General features: G+C 66.2%; 31 protein-coding genes. 22 read left to right on the forward strand and 9 right to left on the reverse strand.

Annotated features, from left to right (window positions below; all coding sequences use genetic code 11):
- The 19 genes from Q0J54_RS07030 to Q0J54_RS07120 all read left to right on the forward strand — a co-directional run.
- Positions 1-707: hypothetical protein (locus Q0J54_RS07030; RefSeq protein ID WP_296304753.1), on the forward strand; the 707-nt coding region annotated here is incomplete at its 5' end.
- Positions 700-1,665, forward strand: coding sequence for a phage tail protein (locus Q0J54_RS07035; protein ID WP_296304754.1), 966 nt, complete (start codon positions 700-702; stop codon positions 1,663-1,665). The genes Q0J54_RS07030 and Q0J54_RS07035, both read left to right, overlap by 8 nt.
- A gap of 115 nt (positions 1,666-1,780) precedes the next feature.
- Entirely contained in the window at positions 1,781-2,017 is a 237-nt protein-coding gene (locus Q0J54_RS07040; protein ID WP_296304755.1) for a tail protein X, read from the forward strand.
- A complete protein-coding gene (locus tag Q0J54_RS07045; protein ID WP_296304756.1) occupies positions 2,014-3,084 on the forward strand; it encodes a phage late control D family protein in 1,071 nt (356 codons plus the stop codon). Before Q0J54_RS07040 ends, Q0J54_RS07045 begins: the two co-directional genes overlap by 4 nt.
- Positions 3,081-3,758 carry a phage baseplate assembly protein V gene (locus Q0J54_RS07050; protein WP_296304757.1) on the forward strand — a complete coding sequence of 226 codons (678 nt, stop codon included), beginning with the start codon at positions 3,081-3,083 and terminating at the stop codon, positions 3,756-3,758. The genes Q0J54_RS07045 and Q0J54_RS07050 overlap by 4 nt, the downstream gene beginning before the upstream one ends.
- Before the next feature lie 461 nt (positions 3,759-4,219).
- The gene (locus Q0J54_RS07055; protein WP_296304758.1) at positions 4,220-4,618 is read left to right on the forward strand and encodes a GPW/gp25 family protein; all 399 of its coding nucleotides are present in this window, start codon (positions 4,220-4,222) and stop codon (positions 4,616-4,618) included.
- Entirely contained in the window at positions 4,615-5,730 is a 1,116-nt protein-coding gene (locus Q0J54_RS07060; protein WP_296304759.1) for a baseplate J/gp47 family protein, read from the forward strand. The genes Q0J54_RS07055 and Q0J54_RS07060 overlap by 4 nt, the downstream gene beginning before the upstream one ends.
- Before the next feature lie 244 nt (positions 5,731-5,974).
- On the forward strand, positions 5,975-6,730 hold the full coding sequence (locus tag Q0J54_RS07065) for a phage tail protein I (protein WP_296304760.1): 756 nt from the start codon (positions 5,975-5,977) through the stop codon (positions 6,728-6,730).
- Positions 6,715-7,641: a phage tail protein gene (locus Q0J54_RS07070; RefSeq protein WP_296304761.1), complete on the forward strand. Its 927-nt coding sequence runs from the start codon at positions 6,715-6,717 to the stop codon at positions 7,639-7,641. The genes Q0J54_RS07065 and Q0J54_RS07070 overlap by 16 nt, the downstream gene beginning before the upstream one ends.
- 25 nt (positions 7,642-7,666) lie before the next feature.
- Positions 7,667-8,332, forward strand: coding sequence for a hypothetical protein (locus Q0J54_RS07075; RefSeq protein WP_296304762.1), 666 nt, complete (start codon positions 7,667-7,669; stop codon positions 8,330-8,332).
- Between the two features lie 18 nt (positions 8,333-8,350).
- The gene (locus tag Q0J54_RS07080) at positions 8,351-8,662 is read left to right on the forward strand and encodes a hypothetical protein (RefSeq protein ID WP_296304763.1); all 312 of its coding nucleotides are present in this window, start codon (positions 8,351-8,353) and stop codon (positions 8,660-8,662) included.
- A gap of 8 nt (positions 8,663-8,670) precedes the next feature.
- Positions 8,671-9,384, forward strand: a complete 714-nt coding sequence (locus Q0J54_RS07085; RefSeq protein ID WP_296304764.1) for a tail fiber protein — start codon at positions 8,671-8,673, stop codon at positions 9,382-9,384.
- 11 nt (positions 9,385-9,395) lie between these two features.
- Positions 9,396-9,866: a phage tail protein gene (locus Q0J54_RS07090; protein ID WP_296304765.1), complete on the forward strand. Its 471-nt coding sequence runs from the start codon at positions 9,396-9,398 to the stop codon at positions 9,864-9,866.
- A gap of 144 nt (positions 9,867-10,010) precedes the next feature.
- Positions 10,011-10,166: a hypothetical protein gene (locus tag Q0J54_RS07095; RefSeq protein ID WP_296304766.1), complete on the forward strand. Its 156-nt coding sequence runs from the start codon at positions 10,011-10,013 to the stop codon at positions 10,164-10,166.
- 87 nt (positions 10,167-10,253) lie between these two features.
- The gene (locus Q0J54_RS07100) at positions 10,254-10,874 is read left to right on the forward strand and encodes a hypothetical protein (protein WP_296304767.1); all 621 of its coding nucleotides are present in this window, start codon (positions 10,254-10,256) and stop codon (positions 10,872-10,874) included.
- A 378-nt stretch (positions 10,875-11,252) separates the two neighbouring features.
- Entirely contained in the window at positions 11,253-11,651 is a 399-nt protein-coding gene (locus Q0J54_RS07105) for a tyrosine-type recombinase/integrase (RefSeq protein WP_296304768.1), read from the forward strand.
- Between the two features lie 171 nt (positions 11,652-11,822).
- Complete coding sequence (locus Q0J54_RS07110) at positions 11,823-12,017, forward strand: Com family DNA-binding transcriptional regulator (protein ID WP_296304769.1); 195 nt, start codon at positions 11,823-11,825, stop codon at positions 12,015-12,017.
- The gene (locus Q0J54_RS07115; RefSeq protein ID WP_296304770.1) at positions 11,992-12,675 is read left to right on the forward strand and encodes a DNA cytosine methyltransferase; all 684 of its coding nucleotides are present in this window, start codon (positions 11,992-11,994) and stop codon (positions 12,673-12,675) included. The genes Q0J54_RS07110 and Q0J54_RS07115 overlap by 26 nt, the downstream gene beginning before the upstream one ends.
- A gap of 208 nt (positions 12,676-12,883) precedes the next feature.
- On the forward strand, positions 12,884-13,636 hold the full coding sequence (locus Q0J54_RS07120; RefSeq protein ID WP_296304771.1) for a site-specific DNA-methyltransferase: 753 nt from the start codon (positions 12,884-12,886) through the stop codon (positions 13,634-13,636).
- A 527-nt stretch (positions 13,637-14,163) separates the two neighbouring features.
- Here the strand turns inward: Q0J54_RS07120 and Q0J54_RS07125 are convergent.
- The 9 genes from Q0J54_RS07125 to Q0J54_RS07165 all read right to left on the reverse strand — a co-directional run bounded on the left by Q0J54_RS07125 (position 14,164) and on the right by Q0J54_RS07165 (position 21,916).
- Positions 14,164-14,415, reverse strand: coding sequence for a HypC/HybG/HupF family hydrogenase formation chaperone (locus Q0J54_RS07125; RefSeq protein ID WP_296304772.1), 252 nt, complete (start codon positions 14,413-14,415; stop codon positions 14,164-14,166).
- 52 nt (positions 14,416-14,467) lie between these two features.
- The gene (locus Q0J54_RS07130; protein ID WP_296304773.1) at positions 14,468-14,617 is read right to left on the reverse strand and encodes a hypothetical protein; all 150 of its coding nucleotides are present in this window, start codon (positions 14,615-14,617) and stop codon (positions 14,468-14,470) included.
- A 9-nt stretch (positions 14,618-14,626) separates the two neighbouring features.
- Entirely contained in the window at positions 14,627-15,802 is a 1,176-nt protein-coding gene (gene hmcC / locus Q0J54_RS07135; RefSeq protein ID WP_296304800.1) for a sulfate respiration complex protein HmcC, read from the reverse strand.
- Between the two features lie 41 nt (positions 15,803-15,843).
- A complete protein-coding gene (locus Q0J54_RS07140; RefSeq protein WP_296304774.1) occupies positions 15,844-16,959 on the reverse strand; it encodes a 4Fe-4S dicluster domain-containing protein in 1,116 nt (371 codons plus the stop codon).
- Between the two features lie 12 nt (positions 16,960-16,971).
- Complete coding sequence (locus Q0J54_RS07145; RefSeq protein ID WP_296304775.1) at positions 16,972-17,940, reverse strand: cytochrome c3 family protein; 969 nt, start codon at positions 17,938-17,940, stop codon at positions 16,972-16,974.
- A 165-nt stretch (positions 17,941-18,105) separates the two neighbouring features.
- Positions 18,106-19,068: a tRNA (adenosine(37)-N6)-dimethylallyltransferase MiaA gene (gene miaA, locus Q0J54_RS07150; protein WP_296304776.1), complete on the reverse strand. Its 963-nt coding sequence runs from the start codon at positions 19,066-19,068 to the stop codon at positions 18,106-18,108.
- Positions 19,065-19,613 (reverse strand): pantetheine-phosphate adenylyltransferase, encoded by a 549-nt coding sequence (gene coaD / locus Q0J54_RS07155; protein WP_296304777.1) that lies wholly within the window; start codon positions 19,611-19,613, stop codon positions 19,065-19,067. Before coaD ends, miaA begins: the two co-directional genes overlap by 4 nt.
- Positions 19,610-20,161 (reverse strand): 16S rRNA (guanine(966)-N(2))-methyltransferase RsmD, encoded by a 552-nt coding sequence (rsmD, locus tag Q0J54_RS07160; RefSeq protein ID WP_296304778.1) that lies wholly within the window; start codon positions 20,159-20,161, stop codon positions 19,610-19,612. The genes coaD and rsmD overlap by 4 nt, the downstream gene beginning before the upstream one ends.
- Positions 20,162-20,305: 144 nt before the next feature.
- A complete protein-coding gene (locus tag Q0J54_RS07165) occupies positions 20,306-21,916 on the reverse strand; it encodes an MBL fold metallo-hydrolase (RefSeq protein ID WP_296304779.1) in 1,611 nt (536 codons plus the stop codon).
- Positions 21,917-22,097: 181 nt separating this feature from the next.
- On the opposite strand from Q0J54_RS07165, the gene Q0J54_RS07170 reads away from it, so the two are divergent.
- The 3 genes from Q0J54_RS07170 (at position 22,098) to Q0J54_RS07180 (ending at position 24,848) form a co-directional block, all read left to right on the forward strand.
- Positions 22,098-22,766, forward strand: a complete 669-nt coding sequence (locus Q0J54_RS07170; protein ID WP_296304780.1) for a TIGR00730 family Rossman fold protein — start codon at positions 22,098-22,100, stop codon at positions 22,764-22,766.
- A gap of 101 nt (positions 22,767-22,867) precedes the next feature.
- Positions 22,868-23,353, forward strand: a complete 486-nt coding sequence (tadA, locus tag Q0J54_RS07175; RefSeq protein WP_296304781.1) for a tRNA adenosine(34) deaminase TadA — start codon at positions 22,868-22,870, stop codon at positions 23,351-23,353.
- Positions 23,346-24,848, forward strand: coding sequence for a fused MFS/spermidine synthase (locus tag Q0J54_RS07180; RefSeq protein ID WP_296304782.1), 1,503 nt, complete (start codon positions 23,346-23,348; stop codon positions 24,846-24,848). The genes tadA and Q0J54_RS07180 overlap by 8 nt, the downstream gene beginning before the upstream one ends.
- Positions 24,849-24,865 lie beyond the last annotated feature (17 nt).

Genomic DNA, 24,865 nt, shown 5'->3' on the forward strand with positions numbered 1-24,865 from the left:
CGCGCCTTCTGCAATGGGGCAGAAATCTTGCCGCTTCCATTTTCCCGGAGGGGGGCGTAAGCGCGGCCCTTGAGGCCGGCTGGAACGCCGTCAAAGCGTCGTTTCAAAAGGGCATCGTCTACCTCGGAAGCCTGCCCGGAAAGTTTCTTGAAATGGGAAAGAACCTGGCTTCCGGGCTGGTGGAAGGCATCAAATCCGGCATTGCCGCGGCGGGCGACGCCGTTGCCGGCATGGCCGAAAGCGTGAAGAACAAATTCAAGGGCTGGCTCGGCATCGCCAGTCCGAGCAGGGTCTTCGCCGGGTACGGCCTGAACGTGGCGCAGGGCGCGGCGCTGGGCATAAAGGCGGGGGAGGATGCGGCGGCATCCGCGTCCGCCGGGCTTGCCTCGGCGGCGGCAAGGGGGTGGACGGCCCCGAAGCTGGCCGCCCCCGAACTTCCCTCCGTCGGGCGGCCGGGGACCGGCTGGCGGGCCCCGGATTTGCTGACATCCCCGGACGGCCCGGCGAAGATCGCCGCGGCCTCGCGGGACGGCGGGCGGGAGGGCTTCGGCCAGGCGGGCGTGTCCGTCCAGTTCTCCCCGACCATCACCATTCAGGGGAGCGCGACGGAAAAGGACGTGCGGGGCGCGCTTGCCATGACGCTGCCGGAGCTGGAGCGCATGATCCGCCGGCTCATGCACGACAGGGAGCGACGAGCCTATGTTTAGCGTCTTCGCCACGCTGGGGGACGCGCTCTTTTCCCCCCGGCTTTCCCCTTCCGGGCTTGACGTACAGCAGGGCGCGGCCTACGCGGAACATGCCCTGTTCTCCCGCGCCCCGCGCCTGCAATACACGGGACGGGAGCTGGACACGCTGAGCCTGACCTTTGACCTGCATTTCAGCTTCTGCACCCCGGTCGAGGAGAAAAAGAAGCTGGAGACCATGCTCCGGGAGCATCAGGCGCACCCGCTGGTGTTCGGGGACGGCTCCTGGTGGGGGTATTTCGTTCTGGAGCGGCTTTCGACCACGCTTGAGCAGTGCGGCCCCACGGGGACACCCTGGCTCATCTCCATGCAGGCGGAGCTGAAGGAATACACGGGCGACCCGGCAAAGCCGCCGGAGCGTCCGGCGGTGAGTAACGGCGCGCCGTCCCTGGCCGTGTACCCCGGTTCGACCTCCCTGCTTTCCCTGGCCGCGCCTCTGGCCGGCGGCATGTGGGACACCATGCGCACGGCGGTCTCCTGCGCGCAACAGGCGCGGGGAATCGTCAACGATGTTACAAATATTGTGGGGCTGGCGCGGGACGTGGCGAACGCGGGCAGTCCCTTTGAAGTCGTCGCGCTGGCGCTGGGCGGCACGGACAGACTGGCCGGACTTTTCGGCAGGGCCGGGGGCCTGTCGTCCGGCCTTGCGGGAGCCTTGGGCGCGTGCGCTTCCGCCCTGCCGGCGGAGGACATCCGGGAGGCCGTGCGCGCCGCCGGGGAGCTGACCGGTCTCATGCGGGACGGCGCGGCCCTGGCCTCCGCCCTGGGCGCGGATACGGGCGACATCGGGCGGACGCTGGGACAGATCGACGCCTGTCTCTTTGAGGGCAAGGTGGCTCTTGATCGCTGCGCCCCCGTCCTCCAGAGCTTTTCCGCGGGCATCGCCGCCCGCGAGACCTTCAACGTGACGGCGGGGCGATAGCCGCGCCGTCAGGGATGGCGGCCGCCGCGCAGCGCGAGCGAAGCGTTTTCCGCGTAAAACGCGAGCGAGAGCCCGTCCCGCACAGGACGTGCGGGCGGGCGTCATGAGGAAAGACATGATGGACAGGCTGGTGCACATCACAAGCGAGGGCGAGCGCTGGGATACGCTGGCCTGGCGCTACTACGGGGACGTTTCGGAAGTGGAGCGCATCATCGCGGCCAACCCCCACATGCCGATCCGGCCTGTCCTTCCGGGCGGCGTGCGGATATTCATCCCGGTCATCAGGCCCGCGGAGCTGGAACATACGGATCTGCCGCCCTGGTGCGCCGGGGCCGAAGGAGAAGCATCATGATCGGGGCTGTGGACGTTCCCGCGCCCCAGGCGCGGATCGTGTACGAGGGGAAGGACATCTCCGCGGACATCAGTCCGTACCTCGTCAGCGTGGGCTATACGGACAAGCTGTCCGGGGAGTCGGACGAGCTGGAGCTGCGGCTTGAGGATACGGACGGGCGCTGGCGCGGGGACTGGTATCCCGGCAAGGGGGACTCCCTCGCGGTGTCCATCGGCTACGCCGGTCAGGAGCTTGTCGCCTGCGGCTCTTTCGAGATTGACGAGATCGAGCTGTCCTTTCCGCCGGACGAGGTCTCCATCCGCGCCCTGGCCACGGGCATCAGCGTCTCGTGCCGGACGCGCAAGAGCAAGGGTTACGAGAAGACCACGCTTGCGGGCGTCGTCCGCGTGGTCTGCGGACGGCTGGGCCTGACGCCCGCTGGGGAAGTGGCGGACATTCCCATCGACCGGGTGACGCAGTATCACGAAAGCGACCTCGCCTTCCTGACCCGGCTTGCCGGGGAGTACGGGCACACCTTCAAGATCAGCGGCAAGAAGATGATCTTCCAGCGCAAGGACGGCGTGCTGGCTGCGGAAAGCGTGCGGACGTTCAACCGCGAGGACGTGAGTTCCTGCCGCTTCCGGGACAAGCTGAAGGACATCCCCTCGAAAGTGAAGATCAAGAAGCAGGACGCGGGCAAGAAGGGGCTCAAGGTCTACGGCAAGGGGAGCGACGACAGCCTCGCCGTGGTGGGGACCACGGCGCAGGCGCAAAAGAAGCGGAAAAAGAAGGAGGCGAAAACGTCCAGCGGGGACGAGCTGCGCATCGTGGGGCGCGGCAGCCAGGCCCAGCTTGAGGCCAAGGGTAACGCGGCCCTTCAGGACGCGGAGCTGGAACGCTGCCAGGCGGAGCTTTCCCTGTTCGGCGACCCTTCCCTGCGGGCCGGGGTGTCCGTGGAGCTTGCGGAGGACTTCGGCGCGCCGGCGGGCAAGTATCTCGTCACCTGCTCCCGGCACGAGATAAGCCGGAGCGGCTATGTGACGACGTTGACGCTGTCGCGGACGGCGGCCCCGGAGAAGAAGGCATGAGCCGGGCGAGGCACGATACGCGGGAGGAAGCCGGGGCGACGTTCGCCTTCGGCATCGTTACGGCGGTGGACGCCGGGCGGGGCTGGGCGCGGGTCAGCCTCCCGGAATACGACAATCTCGAAACAGCCTTCCTGCCGGTGCTCCAGCGCCGCACGCACAGGGACAAGGCGCTCGATCTGCCGGACGTGGGGGAGCAGGTGGCGCTGATGCTTGACCTGCGGGGGGAAGACGGCGTCATCCTGGGCGCGGTCTGGTCGGACGCCGACCCCGTGCCGCAGCCCGAAGGCCCGGACGTGGACGTGCGGCGCTATGCCGACGGCACGGTGCTGCGCTATGACCGCGCGGCACACAAACTGACGGCGGAGGTACAGGGGGAAATTTCCGTCGCCTGCACGGGCAGGGCGGACGTGACGGCGGACGGCCCCGCGCGCGTGGAGTCAAAAGCGGGCCTCACCCTGGCCGCGCCGGTCATCACCCTGAAGGGCACGCTGACCATGCAAAGCTATGCGGGCGGCGGCCCCACCACGGCGGAGATCGACGGCCCCCTGACCGTGAAGCGCGGGGACGTGACCGTGCCGGACAACGATGTGAAGGCCGGCGGCGTCTCCCTGCAAGGCCATGTGCACGGCGGCGTCATGCCCGGCGGCGGAACCAGCGGCCCGCCCGCGGGGTAGGCTTGCGCCGCGCCGGGAAAATGACTATAAAAAAGGTGCCGGGAAGGTGGTGAGACACCCTCCCGGCAGGCACGGCGCATGCGCGCCCCCTAAGTGTTACGCGGTTTTTGCCACTTTGTTTACGCCCCGTCCCGGTTGCCGCCAGGACGGGGCCTTTGTTTATGCTACATCCGGGAAGAGGCCCGGAGCATCAGACAGAGGATCGTCAGCAGCGCCAAGACAACAAGGCGTCTCATGCGGCCAACCTCCTCTACCCGCAGAAGCGAGAGTTTGCGCCGTGCCGGGCGCATGGAGGAAACCGCGCAACGGACGTTTTCTAACCCGCGCCGTGCGGGAAGGCAACCGGCCGCCCGTCGGCATGACATGGCCCTTCGATCACAGGCCCCGCTCCGGCGGGGCCTTTCGTTTTTTTGAAAGCCCTTTCGAAGACGCGGCCCCTTCTCTCCTTCTATAACGGGGGCATGGCGAACCTGCTTGCTTCCACCTCATACCGCGCCACGCCGGACACGCCCCACTGGCAGCTTGCCCTGGGGGGCGACGGCCCGGACAATGGCGTTGTCCAGCAGATCGCGGATGTGCGCCAGTCCATCCGCATCATCCTGACCACGCCCAAAGGCTCCGACCCTCTGCGGCCGGAGTTCGGCTGCGACGCGGGCAACTATCTCGATCTGCCGCTGGACGCGGCCCGGCCGCATATCGTGCGGGAAGTACGGGAGGCTCTTGCCTGGGAGCCGCGCGTCACGGTTTCCGGCGTGACGGTTAGCCAGGGGAAGGAGCAGAGCGGCGGCCATGCCGTCGTCCGCATAACCTGGTCGCTTCCCGGCCTGGGGGAAGGCGGCGTGACGGAGGTGGGCCTGTGAGTCAGCTTCCCGAACCGCGCTTCATCGAGACGGATCAGCAGGCCGTGCTGGAGTCCTGTATCCGCGAGTACGAGGAGCTTGCCGGTCGTACCCTGTACCCGGCGCAGGCCGAGCGGCTGCTCATCAATCTGATCGCCTATCGCGAACACCTTGTCCGCGTGGGCATTCAGGAGGCCGCGAAACAGAACCTCGTGCGCTACGCCCAGGCCCCCATGCTGGATATGCTGGGGGAGCTGGTCGGCGTGACGCGGCTTGCGGCGGAACCGGCTTCCTGCACGATCCGCTTTGCGCTCAAAGAGGCCCTTGCCGCCGATCTGGACATCCCGGCGGGCGTGAAGGTCTACAGCCAGGACGGCTCCGCCCGGTTCGACACGGCGGAAGCGTGCCTGATCAGGGCCGGCGAGCTGTCCGTCGAAGTCCATGCCTATGCGGCGGAAGCGGGCGAAGCCGCCAACGGCATCCTGCCCGGCGGCGTGTGTCAGCTCGCCGATCCGCTTGCCGATGCGGATGTGAGCGCGGCCAACGTGGATACCACGGGCGGCGGCTCGGACGCCGAAGACGACGAGCATCTGCGGGAGCGCATCATGCTGGCCCCGGAGGCTTTTTCCGTCGCGGGCAGCAAGCTGGCCTACCGCTATCACGCGCTGTCCGCTTCGCCCTCCATCGTGGATGTGCATGTCTGGTCCCCTGAACCGGGCGTCGCGAGTCTCGTCGTGCTGACGGAAGACGGCATGCCCAACCCCGCGCTCCTGGCCGTCGTCGAGGCCTATCTCAGCGGCGAGAAGATCAGGCCGCTGACGGACACCGTTCAGGTTTCCGGGCCGGAAAAGATCGAACTTGACCTTGAAGCCGAGCTGACCCTGTACACCTGGGCCGACAAAGAGGAAACCCTGCGCCTTGCGCGGGCCGCGTTTGCCTCGCTGGCCGACGACTACAGGCTGACGCTCGGAAAGGATGTCGTGCGGACGCAGCTCATCGCCGCCCTGTCCGTCTATGGCGTCTACCGCGTCAGGCTCGTCTCCCCGGCGGAAGATCGCGAGCTGGACGGCGGACAGTGGGCGCTGTGGCGCAACATGACCATCAGTGCCGCCAGGGAGCGAAAAGATGGATAAGCGCCGGAACCCGACAGTCATATTCGGGGCCGCCACGGAAGGCGGCCCGCCGCGCAGCGGGAGCGAAGCGATTGCCGCGCCAATCGCGAGCGACAGCGAATCCCGCACAGGAGCCGACCGAAAGGCGCGAAGCGTTCCCGTTGGGCGAGTCTTCGAGCCCTTACGGGAATCGAGAGCGGAGCGTGCGGGTGAGCGTCATGGAGGGGACGAACTTCTCCAGCCGTCGCTTCAGGGCGACAGCCGGATGGAGAACCTTGCGCGGCTCATCGCCAGACTCTCCGCCCTGCCCGTTTCCGTGCCCATCGTCAATCTTTTTGATCGTGTGGACGCCTCGGCACTGGCATCGCTTGCCGAACAGTTCCATGTCATGGGCGATGAGGGCTGGAACCTTGCGGGGACGGAATCCGCCCGGCGGGCGCTGCTGAAAAGAGCCATTGAGCTGCACCGGCACAAGGGCACGCCCTGGGCCGTCCGCACGGCGCTGGAAACAGCGCTGCCCACCGAGGCGAGCATAAAAGAGTGGTTCGCCTATGGCGGCGATCCCTTCTTCTTCCGCGTGCGTCTGGACGTGAGCGAGCTTGGCCTGGACGAGTCGGGCATGACCAGCGCCGTGCGGCTGATCTTTGACTACAAGAACGTGCGCAGCTGGCTTGAATACCTTGAGACCTTCACCCGCAGGCCCCTACCCATAGCCGTGGCCACGGCGGGCGTCATGCGCACCCTGAACCGCGTGCGCCTGTGGTTCCCGCCGCGTCCCGTGCCGCCCGCCCGCGTTCATGTGGCGACGGCCGGCATCATGCGTACCCTGAGCCGCGTGCGTCTGCTTTTTCCGCCGGAGCCGGCGGCCCCCGCGCGCCCGCGTATCGCCGTCACGAGCCTGATCCGCTCGCGCGGCCGCCTCCGTCCCTTTACGCCGCCGCGGCCCGTGCCCGCCGGGCGCGGCTACATTGCCCTTGCCCTGTTGACCATGACCCGGAGTCGCGTATGTCCGCAACCGTAAGAGCCGTCGTTCCCGGCGGCACGGACGACCTGCCCGATGTGGGCGGCGTCGCCACTGACAAGCCCGAATATTTTTGCCTGCTCACCCGTGCCGGCGCGGCGCTGGAAGCCGCCGCCCATGCCGCGGGCAAGCCCGTCCGTCTCAGCGTCATCGCCGTGGGCGACGGTGACGGCGACGTCCCCGTGCCGACTGATGATGCCGTGGCGCTGGTGCATGAGGTCTACCGCCGCCCCATCGACAGTCTGTCGCAGGACGAGGAAGACCCCAACATCTGCTGGGCGCACATCGTCATTCCGACCACGGAGGGCGGCTTCTGGATACGCGAGTTCGGCGTCTGGGCCGAACCGCTGGAGGACGACGGCGAGCCCGTGCTCTACGCCTACGGCAACCATGCCCCGTTCTACAAGTTGAAATCCGTGCTGGGGCAGGCCACCACGCACGAGCTGTCCGTGCCCATCATCATGTCCGGCACGGCGGACGTGGAGATCGTGGTCAGCGAGGCGGGCTACGCCTCGCGGCTGGAACTGCTCCAGATCGCGGGCGTGGTGGAAGACCTGCGCCGCAACCGGGAGGCCGTCTGGACGCTGGACGCGCCTGTGGAGGAAGGCGGCACGCTGCCCCTGCCGGAAGGACTGACCTATGCGCCGGGAAAACATCTGCTGGATGTCTTCTGGGACGGCGTGGCCTGCTATCCGGGAGAGCAGTTTGAAGAAATTTCTTCGGCGGAGAAACCGACATCGGACGCCATCCGCATGCTTTTCGCCGTACCGGCCGGGAGCGAAATGCGCGTGCTGGTGCGGCCTTACAGCCTCCAGCCGAAGTTGTCGGGACAACCCGTCCCGGCGGATGTGGAGGATCGCCTCGCGGCGCTGGAACAGCGCGTGAGCGAGGCCGCTTTTGTCGAACCTTAACAACCTCAAAATGGAGAAGAACATCATGGCTGAACCTATCAAGGTCAAACTTCTGGATGCGCAGAAAAACCCCATTCTTCCCGAAACCACGGCGGATCAGGTCAAAACGGCTGACGGCGGCAACGTCGAGGCGAAGATCGCGTCTTTGCAGGCCGCGTTTGCCTCCGGCGTCCGGCCGTGCGGCACCGTGGGCACGGGCGGCACGGTGGAGGCCCTGCCCGCCGACAGCTACAAGCTGGGCGACCTGTATGTGGTCAAAACCGGCGGAACCTACGCCGGTCAGGTCTGCGAACCGGGCGACCTGATCCTGTGCATCAAGGATCATGCCGAAGAAGGGGCCGCCGATACCGACTGGACCGTCATCCAGAACAACATTGACCGCGCCGTGACCGGCCCGGCATCCGCCGCCGACGGCAATCTCATGGCCTTTGACGGCGCGTCCGGCACGGTGGCCAAAGACAGCGGCGTTGCGCTTTCCGACGTGTCCGACGCCGTGACCAAACGGCACCAGCACGCCAATGCCGCCCTGCTGGACGGCATCTCCGCCGACGGCGAAACCGTCACCATCAACGGCAAGACCTACTATTCCGGCCGTATGGTGGCCGTCATCGAGGCGGGCGGCGAAATCCCCGCCGACATGAACTCCGCCGGCATCGTGTTTGAAAAGGTGGCCGCCGGTCCGGCGGCCTAACTGCAGGGAGGGAGTCCCATGTCGTACATCATCAGGGATGCCAGAGGCAACGCGCTGGGTATGCTGCCGGACTCCCTCCGCGCCGTGGGGCAGGCTGTGGAGCGGCATTCCCCCGCCGGGAGCCGTTCCGCCGCCATCACGGCGGGGCAGTCGTATACCGTGCCGCCGTATGCCGTCGGCGGCGCGCAACTCGAAGTCTACCTTGACGGCGTGGCCTGCGCGGCCGGGCAGGAGTATGCCGAATCCGGCGAGCCCGGCACGCTGTCGTCCGCCATTGTCTGGAATATCCCCATCGCCACGGACCGCGACATCCTTGTCCGCAGCAAATAGGAGGCTGTATGTCTTTTCCCGCCATTTTTCGACGACTTTTTCAGAAGGAGGGCGCGGGCCCCCTGCTGCGCAAGGAGATCATCCCGCCCCATGCCGATACCCACGGGGCGAAGGGGGGCGACCCTATCGACATCACGGCGCTGGGCGGCGTAAGCGCCGAGGAGCTTGCCGCGCTCCAGGAGGCACTGGCCACGCTGGCGGGCCGCTTTGACGGCAGCGGCAAGGTGCTGGCGGCAAACCTGCCGCTCACCGATGCCGTGAACAGCGCCACAAGCCGGCTGGCCGCCTCGGACACGGCGGTCAAGACGGCATATGACAAGGCCGTCGCCGCGGCGACGGCGGCCAGCACGGCGACGAGCACGGCGAACAGCGCCCTGAACAAGGCTGATCAGGCTGTCGCCACAGCCGGGGGCGTCACCCTGAAGGGATCGCGCTCTACGATCGGCAACTGGACCCTCAGCGGCCTGACCGTGGGCAAGCCGCTCTATATCCTGGCTTCCAACACCAATACCACCGGGGATTACTCCTATGTTTTCCTGAAGGTCCTCTCGGGAGCCGTCGCCGGGACCTCGGCAAGCACTGTCTACGCCAGATATTTCTTTATCGGCTGCGGGATGGAGAACTCCAGCACCAATACCTTCATCACCATCCCCACGGCGGCGACGGTCGTCATCGGCCTGACCAACATGCAGGGCGCCATGACCCTTCGCGCCTATCAATAGGAGAAGAACGCATGCACATACTTGTCCATGACGGCAGCATCCGCAATGTCGACAACGAGGCCGACGCCGGGGCCCTGCTCGCGCTGGGAGCGCGCGAACTCACGGCGACGGAGATCGCCGAGGCGGGCATGGCCGGTTTCGAGCATCTGGTCAGTCCGTTGAATACATCCGTCGGCCCCGATGGCCGCATCACGTTCAGCCCGCCCGCCGGGCCGACGCCGGAGGAAGCCCGCGCCGTCAAAACCGCCGAGATCCTGTCTGGCTATGACGCCGCCCTGGCCGCCAGCCTCACCATGCCGGCGGAAAATCCGACGGCGCAGGACGTGGCCGTGGGCGCGGCCCTCTTTGCCGTGGAGGACGCCGAAGGGCTGGCCTTCGTCCGCGAGACCCACACCGCCCGCCGGGACGAACTGCTGGCCGCCGTGGCCGCCGCCGAGACGGTGGAAGCCGTGCGGGCCGTGGAGGTGAGCTATGCGGTGTAGACTGCCTGGGCGGACATGCCCGGTCTGTGGCCATGCCCGCCCCCTCGTCCCTTCCTGCTGCCCGATCTGTGGCCGCGCCCTGCGCTGCGTCTTCGGCCCCGACGGCCCGCGCTGGGTTTGCCCGCTGTGCGGGGTGGTGGAACCATGCGGGAAGTGAGACATCAGCGCATCACCGCCCCAGGCGCGGGCGGTGACGGCCTGGGCATGAGCGACGGGCAATCTTGGCTTGTCGAAGATTGCCTCATCGACCTGTCCGCCTGCCCGCTGGAAGGGCTGGACGAGGCGGTAGGCGTGACGTGAGGAAGCCGCGCGATCTTCCGGCGCTGCCGCATCCGGGGCGCGGGCAAGCTGCTCCTCTGCGGCTCAGGGGATGCGGACAAGCTGGCTGTGGAGCGCGGTAAGACCGTCATTTTCGAGGACTGCATCCTTGAGGACTTCGGGCGGCGCGGCCCGGAAGTACAGTCCTGTATGCGGGTCATCCTGCGGCGCTGTCTGATCCGCAATTGGGGGGAACCGGAGCGCTTTGACGTGCGGGCCTTTGCCGCCTGGGCGCATCACGGCGGTCGCATCGAGGTCGAGAGCTGCGTGTTCGATCAGCCCCGTTTCTGGCGCGGCTGGCGGCTCATGGCGCGGGACTGGCTGGCTCATCTGGGCCAAGCCTGGAACGACGAGGGCCTGTGCGGCCTGCTGCGCCCAGCCAACTGGTTGCCCGGCGTTTGCCGAGGGCTGACCGCCACGGCGGGCGGGCACGTCAGGGCCGAGAACTGCCGAGCCACCCGCTGGTGGATACGGCTGGAAGGGCACCACGGCCCGCGCATGAGCCGTGCGGAAGCCCAGGCGCTTATAGACGAGTTGGCGGACAAACTGCCGTATGTCTCCTTAAGGAGGTCATATGGCAACAACATCTCGCAAACGGGCGGCCATGACAGCCCGGCAACTGGCAGAGGACTATCTGTCGCATCAGATAACGCGGGAGGTAACGCGAACCAGCACACGATATCACCTTAATCAGATTCTCGCGTTGTTCGGTGGCTGGCAGGCTCGCCGAGTGGGCGCGGATCAGATGCGGGAGTTTCTGGCGGCCCAGAAAGCCCGCGGCGTCATGGCAAGTACGGCTCATCACCGGGTACGTCTATGGCGGACGGTATTGGCCTGGGCGGTAGAAACAGGGCGTCTGCCTGTGTCGCCCCTGGCGTGTTTCCGCCTGCACCGGCCAAGGGCGCGGCGCATCGATCCGCCCACGCGGGCGGAGGCCGCACGGATGTACAAAGTGGCCGCGCCGCATATCCGGCGCGTGATCGTTCTGGGCATGGCGGCTGGCCGCGCATAGGCCCCAGCGAGCTTTTCCGGCTTGTCTGGACGGATGTCGAGCTGGCGGCGGGCTACATGAGAATGCCCAATGCCGCCAAGGGAGCGAAGGAGGACAGCAGGATTGTCCCCATCCGGGACGACATCCTACCCCTGTTGCGGGCGTGGAAAGAGGAAGACGAGCAGCGGGACTGCCCGTGGGTCATCCACTGGCGGGGGCGACCGGTTCGGTGCATAGGTCATGCCTGGCACCAGGCCCGCAAGGCGGCGGGCATTACGCGGCACATCACGCCATACAGCCTGCGCCATGCCATGCCGACGGAGGCGCTGGAACACGGCGCGGATGTGAAGGCGGTGGCCGAGGTTATGGGACACGCGGACCCGACCATGCTGCTGCGCGTCTATCAGCACACGCGCTACAGGCTGAAGAAAAAGGCGGTCAACGCCGCACCCGGTCTGAAACTGGACGGGATTTGACAGAGGCGGGGGAGTTGAAGGCTCCCCCACCGGCGCGGCGCAGGGGCGTCGCACCACGGCCCCACAAACGGAAGCCAGCCGTTTGCGGAGTATCCGCCTGTTTCTGTGTCTCGGGGTGAGACGAAACGCAGAATAGGTGGATTCTCAGCGGGGCGCAACACTTTTACCGCTATGAACAAGAGAGATTTGCCGGAAATCAGATGCCCGCATTGCAACAAACTCATTGCCCGTGGGGAAGCCCTGGACATGGAGTTCAAGTGCGGACGTTGCAAAACCTTTTTCATCCTGCGGGGCACGCGCCCCGGTGCGGAGCGTCCAGAACGTCCACAGGAGCGGTTTCATGCTGAAAGTAGGCAGCCTGTTTAGCGGGGCCGGACTCTGTGACCTCGGCCTTCACTGGGCGGGTTTTGAGCATCGGTGGTTCTGCGAGGTAGACCAGTTTTGCCGGTCGGTACTCGCCAGGCACTGGCCGGGCATCCCCATATATGAGGATGTGCGGACGCTGAAAGGCGACGAACTGCCGCCCGTGGACGTGTTCTGCGGCGGCTTCCCCTGTCAGGATGTATCCCAGGGAGGAAAACATGCGGGAATCAAGGAAGGGACGCGCAGCGGCCTGTGGCTCGAATACGCACGGCTCATCGGGGAAATGCGTCCCCGGTACGTCATCATCGAAAACGTGCGCGGACTGCTCGCCAGAGGGATTGAGATCGTCCTGCAAGATTTGGCCGAGATCGGGTATGATGCGGAATGGGAAGTGCTTTCCGCAGCCGCCCTTGGTGCCCCTCACAGGCGCGAACGCGTGTTTGTTGTTGCCTTCCCCCACGGTAACTACCCTGACCCAGAGTATCGGCTTCTATCTCCGCTCCAAAGAATCGTGGGAGAAGTCGAGCAGCCTTTCGGCGTACTTGATTGGCCTGGAATACGGATTGTCGGGCAAAGCCGCGAAGCCGTCCGGCACGCATATCCCGGCCCGTCCTTCATCGAGTGGATGATGGGCGTGCCGGAAGGATGGACCATCCCGTGAATGTCCCGTCCGTTCCTCGGCGGGTCCTTCCCGAATGGCACAGACGCCTGAAGGCGCTGGGAAATGGTATCCTGCCCCGGCAGGCGTATGCCGTAGGGGCCTGCATCATGGAGCGCGAAGGCTTGCCCGTTCCGCCCATGCCGTTTGACTCCTGAGAACCCAGAGTTCCAGCGATGAGGGCCGCGAGCCCCGTTTGGAGAGGAAATATATGGATTCTCGCTTTCAAACGGACGGCATCTCGCTCTATCAGGGGGATGCCCTGCGCGTCCTCACGACCCTGCCCGTGGCAAGCGTGGACGCCGTCCTCACCGATCCGCCCTATTCCAGCGGCGGCATCACCCTGGGCGCGCGGCAGGCCGACCCGTCTCAAAAGTATCAGAGCAGCGGCACAAAACGCCAGTATCCGCCCATGCTGGGCGATGCCAAGGATCAGCGAAGCTGGATCATGTGGTGCACGCTCTGGCTGGGGGAATGCTGGCGCGTCGCCCGCGACGGAGCGCCGCTCATGGTCTTTACGGACTGGCGGCAGCTCCCGTCCCTGAGTGATGCTGTGCAGGCGGCTGGCTGGAAATGGCTGGGCATCGTCCCGTGGGACAAGCGGAGTGCACGCCCGCAGATAGGCAAATTCAGGCAGCAGTGCGAGTATGTGCTGTTCGCCGTCAAGGGGCGCTTCATCGCCCATACGCGGGCCTGTCTGCCGGGCGTGTACGCCCACCCTGTGATATCCTCGCAAAAGGTGCACCTGACCAGCAAACCCGTGGCGCTGATTGAGGACTTGCTCGCGGTGACGCCTCCTGGCGCGATCGTGCTTGATCCCTTCATGGGAGGCGGCAGCGTGGGCGAGGCGTGTGTCAGGACGGGACGCAGCTATGTTGGGATTGAGCTGTCGCAAGAGTATTACGATATCAGTCGGAAGCGGCTCGAAAGCGTCCAAGCGGAATGTGGGAGTGTGGTCGAATAGACCACCAACAGAGAGGGCGGGGAAATCCCCGCCCTTCGGTTTTTGTAATTTTGTTGACGAATATGCAGCAGACTTTTGAAAGGAGTTATCACGCCGCTGGTTGGTGAGTTATCACGCCGCGCATCAGGCACGGGCTGGGGGCCGGCAAGCATGTCTCCCGGGACACGCAGGACACGGCTCCACAGCGCAGCCCCCGCGAAGGCCGTCCGTATTCTTCTGCCCGGCGGGCGTCGCATGCCCCCCGCCATGCGCGGCAGGAGCCTGGACGCCGCCCGGATCGCGATGCCCCAGGCCGCCCGCCGCATCGTAAGCCAGCATGATATTCGGACAGCCACCCGCAAAAGACAGCAAACGCCCGCCGGTGTTTCCGGTGGGCGTTCGTTTATTTGAGAGTTCGCTGGGGGGAAGGGGAAGCCCTCGCGCTGCTGTTGATGCCCGTTAGGCTCGCCGCCTGACGGGCACGGCTCTGCGGGCCGCCTTAGGGGTTCCCCTTCCCCAAAGCAAATCACAATAGTGGCCGACAGCCGCTAAAACGGGGCTGGGCGGCCCTCGTCGGCTTCCACCAGTTCGCGCAGGGCGCGGAGGTTTTCCTGGGCTTCTTCGGGCGTCAGAGAATGCAGGGCAAAGCCCGCATGGACGATGACGTAGTCGCCGACCTGCGGTTCTTCGGGCAGCAGCATCATGGAGGCCGTGAGATAGGTTTCGCTGGAGCCGACCCGCACGCGGGCCATGCCGGCATCCTGCAATTCCACTATCTGGGCCGGGATGGCAAGGCACATGGCGTATCCTCCTGACAAGGGGGCGCGGTCGTCCGCGCCCCCGGCGAGGCATTTACTTTTTTCTCCGTCGCCGGTCGCTTTCGCCCGGGCGGTAGAGGACGAGGTTCCAGAACAGCACATAGAGGGGCAGGGTCACGAACATGAGCAGATAGGCCCATTCCTTGGTGTGCAGGAAGTACTGATAAAAGGTCTGGAATTCCATGAGGTCCCCCTAGCCGTGATGCCGGAAGTTGGGATGCTCGTAGAGCACCGGCATGTGGTAGACGATGAAGCGGTAGACCGTGACGATCAGGGTGACGATGAAGACGGACACCGTGATCTCCTGCCAGCTCGGGAAATAGCGCTCGGCCGCGGGCAGATGCCAGTTGAAGGCAATGATGCTCACGTTGAAGCGGTTGAAGATGATGCCCAGCACCGTGATGGCGGACGCGATCTGGCAGGTGTGTTCGCTGCCGTCGCGGGCCCCCTTGGCGTAGATGAGGGCTGGCAGCAGGACGAAACCGAACATCTCCACCAGCCAGAGGATGCCGTAGCCCGAGAAGAGATAGGCAAAGTTGTTCTGGACGATCATGTCGATGAGCTTGAGCATGAAATAGCCCATCAGGATGAAGGAGGCGGCCCGGCCGAAGCTCAGGGTGACGAGCTTGGCGTCCTTGGCATGGTTGGTGTCCATGTAGAATTGCAGGCCCTTGTGGGTCAGCATGCCTTCAAAGATGACCATGGACGCCCCGGCGGCCATGGAGCTTACGAAGAAGAACATGGGCATGAAGGGCGAGTACCAGAGCGGATGCAGCTTGCCGGGCGCGATGAGGAAGAGCGAGCCCAGGGAGGACTGGTGCAGGGTGGAGAGCGTCACCCCGAAGATGGTCAGCAGGATGACGGTCTTCGAGATGAGCTTGTGGAAGAACCGCAGCACCGGGAAGCGGTGCGCCAGCCATTCGATGGGCATGACGGAGAATTCGCAGAAGAGCACCGTCACATAGGTCGCCACGCACAGGCCCACTTCGAAGAGGACGGACGTCGTGCCGGGGTAGAAGAAGGCGTAGGGCAGGCGCAGGGGATGACCGAGGTCGTAATGCAGGGCCACCACCACGAAGAAGTAGCCGAGAAAGGCCGTGGTGACCGCCGGACGCACGGCCGAATGGAAGCGTTTGAGGCCGAGCACATAGCAGGCGACCGTCGTGAAGTAGCCCCCGGCGGCCAGCGCCACCCCGCAGAGCAGGTCGAAGCCGATCCAGATGCCCCAGGGGTAGTTGTCGTCAAGGTTGGAGACCGCGCCGATGCCCAGGGTGAAGCGCATGACCGTCACCACCAGCCCCACGGCAAGGATGATGTAGGTGATGATGTTCCCCGGCGTCAGCCGGAAGAACGGGGCCAGATTGAGCATCTGATCCCTTGTGGGCATGGGGATGTCGTAATGTTCGGCCATTAGTGATCCTCCTTGCGGGCAAAGCGGCCGGCGTCCAGTGCGGCCTGGCGGCGTTCTTCCACGGCGTCCTCGAGGGCCTGGCGGGCGACCTCGGCCGCTTCGCAACCCTGCTGACGTTCGATGCGGCGCACGGCGTCATCCATGGCGGCGGCCATATCCTGCCGCACGGCGGCGCGCATGATCTTGTTGCGCATCTCGTTACGGGCCTCGCGGCTTTTGCTGATGCCGTAGAGCCCTCCGAAGAGGATGGGCCAGAAGGCGACGATAAGCGGGACCGTGCCCAGCGCGCCATAGGTCAGTTCGCCCATGGGCTGGGAGCCGAGGTGCGTGTCCAGGCCGATGGCATGCATGACGTCCGTAGCGCCGGCCGGGCCCACATCGGGCTTTCCGGCGGTCTCCTTCGAGGCTGGCGCAAGCACCATCCAGGCGGTGCCGCCGGCGTCCCATTCGCCGTAGATGTAGTCCGTGTAGCGACCGGGATTTTCTTCGATGCGCTTGCGGGCCAGACGGATGAGGTCGGTGCGTCGCCCGAAGGTCAGGGCGTCCATGGGGCAGGCCTCCACGCAGCCGGGCAGCAGGCCCTTGTCAAGGCGTGGCTTGCAGAAGGTGCACTTCTGCACCAGCGGGTCGAAGGGTTCGTCATACTGGAAGCCCGGGATATAGAACGGACAGGCGATCATGCAGTAGCGGCAGCCCACGCACTGATTGCCGTTGTAGGTAACGCTGCCGTCAGGATTCTTGGTGAAGCATTTGGCAAAGCAGGCCGAGGCGCAGGCCGGCTCGTTGCAGTGGAAGCACTGCAACTTGCGGAAGTAGGGCTTGTCGTCGATGGTGTACTGATTGACGACCGTCCACTGATAGGCCGAGGTGCGCCGGCGTACGCCCAGCACGTCCAGATCGTCGAAGGCTTCCCTGGGCTGCGGCAGCGAGTTGACGGCATTGCAGGCCTCTTCGCACTGACGACAGCCGATGCAGCGCGTCACGTCGTGCAGGACGCCGTAGCTGTTTTCATAGCCCGGGAAGACATGGGCCCTGGCCGCGGCCATGCCCGGCGCGGCAAGCGCCCCGCCGACGCCTGCCGTACCCAGCAGGGCAAGGAATTTTCTGCGGTTCATGCGTGCGTCCTCCTATTGCCCTTCGCCGGTGCGCGGCTTGTGACAGCTGGCGCAGGATGTCTTGAGCGGCCGGGCGACCTTCATGCCGTCATGGCAGCCCATGCATTGCAGATGATAGGCGGCCTTGAGGCTGGGCTTGCCGGGATTGGCCGGGTCGATGCGGGCGGCGTGGCAACTGGCGCAGGGCGGAGGCGTGGCCGATGCCGGGCTGTTGTGGTGACAGGCGGTGCAGAGGGAGGCCGGGTCCTTGTGGAAGGCGGCGGCCAGCTTGTCGTCCTGGATGCGGCGCATGAGCGAAGCCACATGGCGCCGGTGATTGAAGTAGTTGGGGTCGAACTTGTCGGACAGGCTGTCGAGACGGATGCGGCTGGGCAGCAGTTCCGGGCGCAGCGGGGTGGCGTACCGCTTTTCCAGGACGGTACGGGCGGCCAGTTCCTCCCGCTCGTCGTCGGGCAGGGTCCCGGCAGCCGCCTGCCGCAGCTGCGTGTCGCTCATGGCGGGCGTCACGCTGTGACAGACGCCGCACCAGCGGTCATCGCGAGCCGGCTTGGCGATGCTGTGGCAGCCCGCGCATTCGCGCCGTTTGAGCTGCTGCTCATGGCAGCTCACACAGCTCTGCGGCGTGGGGCCGTCGGTGCGCGGCGCGATATTGGTGGCGTGCATGGCCCGTTCGAGGGTGATGTACTTGCCTTCCGCCGCGCCGGTGAGCGTGTGGCAGTCGCTGCATTTCTGCGGGTCGCCCGTATGGTGGCAGACGGTGCAGTCCTCGACCTTGCGTTCGTGGATCAGATGGTTGAAGACCACGGGCTTCATGCTGCCCACGACGTTCTTGTCACCGGCGGGCAGCATCATAATGGCCGTGGGTGCGCCGCTGTCCGTCGCTTCCAGTTCATCGACGGCGGCCGCCTGCGCTCCGGCAGGCAGGAGACAGGCCAGACACAGCAGGAGCAGGCCTGTCAGGGGGAAAAGAATGTGCCTCATAAGCGGTTCCTTGTGGCCTTGCCGCGTGTCTTCTCTCCATCCGGCGACGGCCTGCGGTAAGAGTTGCTCCCGGAGCGTGCGGCGGCGGAAAGGGAGCCCTGCGCCGCCGCGCCATGCGTTTCACGGCATGACGCATTCCTAGGGTACGCGCAGGCTGCGAGGGCGTCAAGGCAAGAGAGAGGAGAGCGTGCGCATCTGCACGAAGGCGGCACAGTCCACGGCCTTGCGCAGGCGGCGCAGGAGCGCCGCCGTCTCGCCGGGCGGCACGGCGACGGCCTCCTGTCGTCCGCGAAACCAGGTGAGCTGGCGCTTGGCGTAGGCGCGCGTATGGCGCAGCCAGAGGGCGCGGCAATCCTCGAGGGAAAGCTCGCCGCGCAGATGGGCCAGCACTTCGGCGCAGCCGATGCCGGACCAGCCCGGCGCGGCGGGGTCGTCGTTGCGGCGGCGGGCGGCGCGGGCTTCTTCGAGCGCGCCCGCCGCCAGCATCTGGTCGATGCGGCGGGCAAGGCGGGGCTCCAGCCAGTCCAGCGTGGGAGCCAGATAGAACAGGGGGCCGGCGCAGAGCGGCGCGCTCATGGCGTGCTCATGCCACCAGCTGAAGGGCCTGCCCGTGGCCTCCAGCACTTCGAGGGCCCGCACGATGCGTTGCCGGTCCCGGGGATGGATGCGGGCCGCGTAGGCCGGGTCGCCGCGGCCGAGTTCGGCATGCAGGCGCTCCGGCCCCTCCTGGGCAAGGCGCAGCGTCCAGCGGGCGCTGATCTCCGGCGCGATGGGCGGGATGTCGGCGATGCCGCGTAAAAGCGTCTGGAAATAGAGCCCCGTGCCGCCCACGAGCAGGGCGCGCTTGCCGCTGTCCCGCAGCCGGCGGATGGTCTCCACGGCCATGTCGGCCCAGCGCCCGGCGCTGATCCTGGCTTCCGTGGGCAGGAAGCCGTACAGATGATGCGGACAGGCCGCACGCTCCTCGGCCGAGGGCTGGGCGGTGATGCAGGGAAAGTCGGCATAGACCTGCCGGGAGTCGGCATTGACGATCTCCGCATCCAGGGCCGCGGCCAGTTCGATGGCGGCCGCCGTCTTGCCGCAGCCCGTGGGCCCGGCAAGGCAGATGACGGGCAGGGGCGCGCTCATGCCTTGTCCGGCAGGCGAAAGCCGCCAAAGGGGGCCGAGAGACAGGGCGTGCCCTGCCGCACTTCGCCGCGGGCGCTTTTTTCCTCGAGGCGCAGGCGGACGTTTTCCGGCACGAGGCCCTGGATGTCCGCGCCGTGGCTGGCGGCGGCCTTGACGATGGTGGAGCTGATGAACAGCCACTGGTAGTCGGTCATAAGGAAAACCGTCTGGATGTGGCGCTGGAGGCGGCGGTTCATAAGCGCGAGCTGGAACTCGTACTCGAAGTCGCTGACCGCCCGCAGGCCGCGCAGGATGGCGCAGGCGCCGCGCTGGGAGGCGTATTCCACCGTGAGCCCGGAAAAGGGCTCCACCAGGACGCGGCTTTCGTCGGCAAGGGCCTCGCGGGCCATCTCCACACGCTCTTCCTGCGAGAAGAGCGGTTTTTTGGGCGTGTTGTCGGCCACGGCGACGATGATCTGATCGAAGACTTCCAGGCCGCGGCGGATGAGCCCCATGTGACCGTTGGTCAGGGGATCGAAGGTTCCGGGATAAAGGGCGGTTTTCATGCGTTTGTCCAGATGAGGATGCGGGTCTGGCCGAAATGGCGTTCCGTCAGCAGCTCCAGTCCGTCAGGCGTTCGGACCTCGGCCTCCAGTTCGACCTCGGCGGTGATGAAGGCCCCGGGCGTCAGCCAGCCGCGCTCCACCAGGCCGCTCAGCGCCATGTTGCACAGGTTCTTGTGATAGGGGGGATCCAGAAAGACGAGGCCGAAAGGGAAGCGCGGGGGGCGGAGCAGGGTCTTCCGTACGTCTTCCCGCACCAGGCGGGCGCGCTCGCCAAGGCCGAGATCGTCGATATTGCGGGCAAGGCAGCGGGCGGCCGCGGCGGACTGTTCCACCAGCAGCGCCTCCTGAGCGCCCCGGCTCAGGCATTCGAAGGCCAGGCTGCCGCTGCCGGCAAAGAGATCCAGCACCCGCAGGCCGTCCCAGACAAGGCCGCGCGCCTCCAGCATGGAGAAGAGCGCCTCGCGCGTCTTGCCCATAGCCGGGCGGTAGCCTTCGCCCTCCACGGTTTTCAGGCGGCGTCCGCCCAGTGTTCCGGCAATGATTCGCATAGTGATGTCTTCCGTTCCGGCGGAGTGCCGTCTGTTCGTCGCGCGGCGGTCGCGGCAGGGGCCGGAGCGCGGACGGGCGGACGGCGCACCCTGTCGGGGAGCCGCGCCGCCCTTTCCCGCCCGGCCGGTGACGATATGTGCCGCCTACATGCGCGAGATGAGGCGGGTGAGGGCGTAATCCATCTTTTCCAGCGCGTCCTGCATGTCGGTCTGTTCCACCCACGGCCGCTGTTCGAGATCGGCCAGCCGGTCCTTGAACATGGCCCACTTGCGTTCCACCTCGCCGGTGAGGAAGTCCCAGTCCACGCGGGGATGGGCCTTGGCCTCGTGCATCACGGTCTGGCGTACCTCGCTGCCTTCCAGCATCATCTCTTCGAGGTAGGCGGGGATGAGGGGCGTGATGCCGAACTGTTCCCTGATGAGGCCGGCAAGGATGCCCTGGGCCTTCTCTTCGCCATGCACCAGCACCACCTGGCTGCCCTTGACCGCCAGCGGCTTGAGCCAGTCCAGCAGCTGGGACTGACCGGCATGGGCGGAAAATCCGCCGATGGTGTAGATGCGGGCCGCCACTTCCATGTCCTCGCCGAAGAGGGTGATGGTCCTGGCCTTGTCCACGATCTTGCGGCCCGGCGTGCCCACGGCCTGATAGCCCACGAAGACGATGCTCGCGCCCGGCCGCCAGATGTTGTGCTTGAGATGATGCTTGATGCGCCCGGCGTTGCACATGCCGCTGGCGGAGATGACGATGGCCGGGCCCCGGTAGTCGTTGATGGCCTGGGATTCCGCCACATTGAGGGTATAGCGTAGATTGGGCAGCTCGAAGGGGTCCTCGCCCTTGTTCAGCAGGCGGGTGGCGTCCTCATCGAAGAGGTCCCGGTTGCGCTTGAAGACTTCCGTGGCGCGGATGGCCAGCGGGCTGTCCACGAAGACGGGCATGTCGTCGGGCAGTTTGCCCTGACTGCGGAGCACATGCAGGCAATAGAGGATCTCCTGGGTGCGCTCCACAGCGAAGGCCGGGATGATGACCTTTTCCCCCTTGCCGTAGCTGTAGGCGATGGCGTCGGCCAGTTCGGCGTCGCTGCTGCTCTCGTTTTTGTGGTTGCGGTCGCCGTAGGTCGATTCCATGAAGATGTAGTCGGCCTGGGGCGGGGTTTCCGGGTCGCGCACGATGAGGGCCTGGGGGCGGCCGATGTCGCCGGAAAAGATGAGGCTCGTGGTCTTGCCGTCCTCGTGGGCCTCGATGCGCAGCGTGCCGGAACCGAGGATATGCCCGGCGTCGTAATAGGTGACCTTGATGCCGGGGGCGGGCTCGAATTCGCTGTGATACTCCACGGTGTGCAGCAGGTCATTGGTCTTGAGAGCGTCCTCGGTGGTGTAAAGGGCTTCCGGCGGGTTGGCGAGCCCGCGGCGGCTGAACTTCTTGGCTTCCCACTGGGCTTCCATCTCCTGGATGTGGGCGCTGTCCTGCAGCATGAGTTCCAGCAGTTCGCCCGTGGCGCGGGTGCAGTAGATGGGTCTGGCGTAGCCCTCCCTGACCATGAGCGGCAGCAGGCCCGAATGGTCGATATGGGCATGCGTCACGAGGATGAAGTCCAGCGTCTCGGGGCGGTAGACCGACGCATCCCGGTTGCGTTCTTCAATGGCCTTGTTGCCCTGATGCATGCCGCAATCCACACAGAAGCGCTTGCCGCAGGCCTCGATGACATAGCAGGAACCGGTGACGGTCTGCGCCGCCCCCAGAAATTGTACCTTCATGAGGTGCTCCTTGTAAGGATGGATACAGCGGCTCGCGCCGCATGAAATCATTCTCTACTATGCCCGGCTTCCGGCGCAAGCGCAAGGCTCCGCCCGAAAGCGGACTTTGACGCAGGGGGGGCTTGTCATATATGCTGTCCGCAAACCCGGCGCACGTTATCGCCGGTCAAAGGAGAAGATCATGCCCGAAGTGCGACAGAACATCCTGGACGACATGACCTCCGTCACGTCGGAATCCTGGCGGACCTTCCGCATCATGGCCGAAATGGTGGAAGCTCTGGAAAAGCTCAATCATCTTTCCATGAACTGCATCTCCATTTTCGGTTCGGCCCGCGCCACGCCGGATATGCAGGTGTACAAGGATGCGGAAAAGATCGCCGGCATGCTGGTGAAGAAGGGCTTCGGCATCATCACCGGCGGCGGACCGGGCATCATGGAGGCGGCCAACAAGGGCGCCAGCGAGGCGGGCGGGGAATCCGTCGGCCTGCATATCGAATTGCCGCACGAGCAGGGCTGCAACGCCTATGTGGAGACGCGCTGCAATTTCAATTATTTTTTCATCCGCAAGTTCATGTTCGTCAAGTACGCCATGGCCTATGTGGTCATGCCCGGCGGCATGGGCACCATCGACGAACTTTCCGAGGCCTTCGTGCTGGCCCAGACCCAGCGCATCCGGCCCTTCCCCATGATCCTGTATGACGGCGCCTACTGGAACGGACTGCTGGACTGGCTGCGCGGCGCCATGACCGAAGGCGGGTACATCAGCGTCGAAGAGGTGGACAGGCTGCTGACCGTCTGCAACACGCCGGAAGAGGTCGTCGACCACCTGTGCAAGATCGTCATCCTGTAGCGTACCGCCCGACGGCCGGAGAGGCCGCCCCCGATCCGCGCCCCATGCCCTGTCTTGGCCCCCGGCCCGACCCGCCTCCCGGCTGGACGTGGGAGGGCCTCATGCGGCGGGCCCTCGAGCAGGCACGCCGGGCGGCGGAGGCGGGCGAAGTGCCCGTGGGGGCGGTGCTGGCCGCGCCCGACGGACGGCTGCTGGCCGAAGCCCACAATGCGCCTCTGCGGCGGCATGATCCCACGGCGCATGCCGAGGTGCTGGCTCTGCGCCGGGCCGGCGTCGCCCTGGGCAATTACCGGCTGGGGGGCTGCGTGCTGGTGGTGACGCTGGAGCCCTGCGCCATGTGCGCCGCCGCGCTGGCGCATGCCCGGCTGGCCGGCGTGGTCTACGGGGCGGCGGACCGGCTGGCCGGGGCGGTGTCCTCCTGCGCGGAGCTGCTGGATGCGCCGTTTTTCAACCACCGTGTCTGGCATATGGGCGGCATATGTTCGGAGGCCTGCGCCGCCGTGCTGCGCGACTTCTTTGCCGCTCGGCGACCTTCCGGCGGCGGAGAGGAAGATACCCGCCGTCAGGGGGAGAGCGGCCATGCTTGAGATCATCATCTTTTGCTCCGGTGCGCTGATCATGGTGCTGGAAATGGTGGGGGCCCGTGTGCTCGCGCCCCATGTAGGCACGTCGGCCGTGGTCTGGACGAGCCTCATCGGCGTGGTGCTGGCCTGTCTGGCCGTGGGCGGCTATCTGGGCGGGCGGCTGGCGGACAGACGGCTTTCCCGGCGGACGCTGGCGGGGCTGCTGGCCTGCTGCGCCGTCAGCTGCGCCCTGACGGCCCTTTTTCACCAGCCGGTGGGAGAAGCGGCGGGACGGCATATCCGCAGTCTGCAATGGGCCGCCGTGGCCGCCGCCCTGGGGATATTCGCCCTGCCGGGCTTCTGCCTCGGCATGGTGGGCCCCTACGTCATCCGTCTGCGCATGGCCTCGCTGGAAACGGCCGGGGCGACGGTGGGGCGGCTCTATGCGCTGTCCACGGCGGGCAGCATCGCCGGGACCTTTCTGGGCGGCTTCATCCTCATCTCCTGGTGGCCGGGCAGCGTCATCCTCTGGGGCGTGGCGCTGGGCATGGGCGTGCTCTCCCTGCTGGCGGACCGGTCCCGTCCGGTCAAACGTCTGCTCCTGTTCCTCCTGCTGGCGGCGCTGGCTCTCTGGAGCGGGGGCCGGGCGCAGCAGGGCGCGTGGCGGCTGGTGGAGAGCCCTTACAACAGCATCCGCATCATGGACGGCGAGGACGGCGAGCGTCCCGTGCGGCTGGTGGCCACGGACCCCGGCTTCCATCAGTCCGGCATGTACCGGGATGATCCGGCCGAGCTCTACGCCCCCTATACCCGGTATTATGCGCTGGGCCCGCTGCTCGTGCCGCAGGCGAGCCGTGTCCTCATGCTGGGGGGCGGCGGCTATTCCGTGCCCAAATGGCTGCTGTCCGGCCGTGCGGGACTGGCTGACGAGCGGCTGCGCTGCACGGTGGTGGAGCTGGACCCGGCCATGACCCAGGTCGCCCGGGAGTATTTTGCCCTGCCCGCGGACGACCCGCGTCTGCGCATCATCCATGCCGACGCCCGCGCCTTTCTGGAGCGGCAGCGCGAACGGTATGACCTCGTGTTCGTGGATGTCTTCAATTCCTGCTATTCCGTTCCGTTCCACATGGGCACATGCGAGGCGGCGGCCCGCATGCGGGCCGCGGTGGCGCCGGGAGGGGCGCTGATTATGAACGTCATCGGCGCGGCGCAGGGCGGGGATGCGGAGCTCTTCCAGAGCATCTACAAGGCCCTGCGGACGGCCTTTGCCGAGGTGCATGTCTTTGGCGCGGGCAATCCCTACCGGCCGGAGAGCCTGCAAAACCTCATGCTGCTGGCCTTCCCCGAAAAGCGCGCGCCGGGCTGGCAGGACGAAGAGGCGGCTCCCACTCCCGAAATGGCCGCGCTGCTGTCCGCCCGCATGGACGTACCGCCCGACCCGGCCATTCCTCCCCTGCGGGACGACTTCGCCCCGGTGGAGCGCTATGCGCTCATGCTGCTGGATGCCCAGCGGCGCTGATCCGCCGGAATCCCCCT

Origin of the sequence: uncultured Desulfovibrio sp. (assembly GCF_944324935.1) — a bacterium.
Taxonomy (GTDB): domain Bacteria; phylum Desulfobacterota; class Desulfovibrionia; order Desulfovibrionales; family Desulfovibrionaceae; genus Desulfovibrio.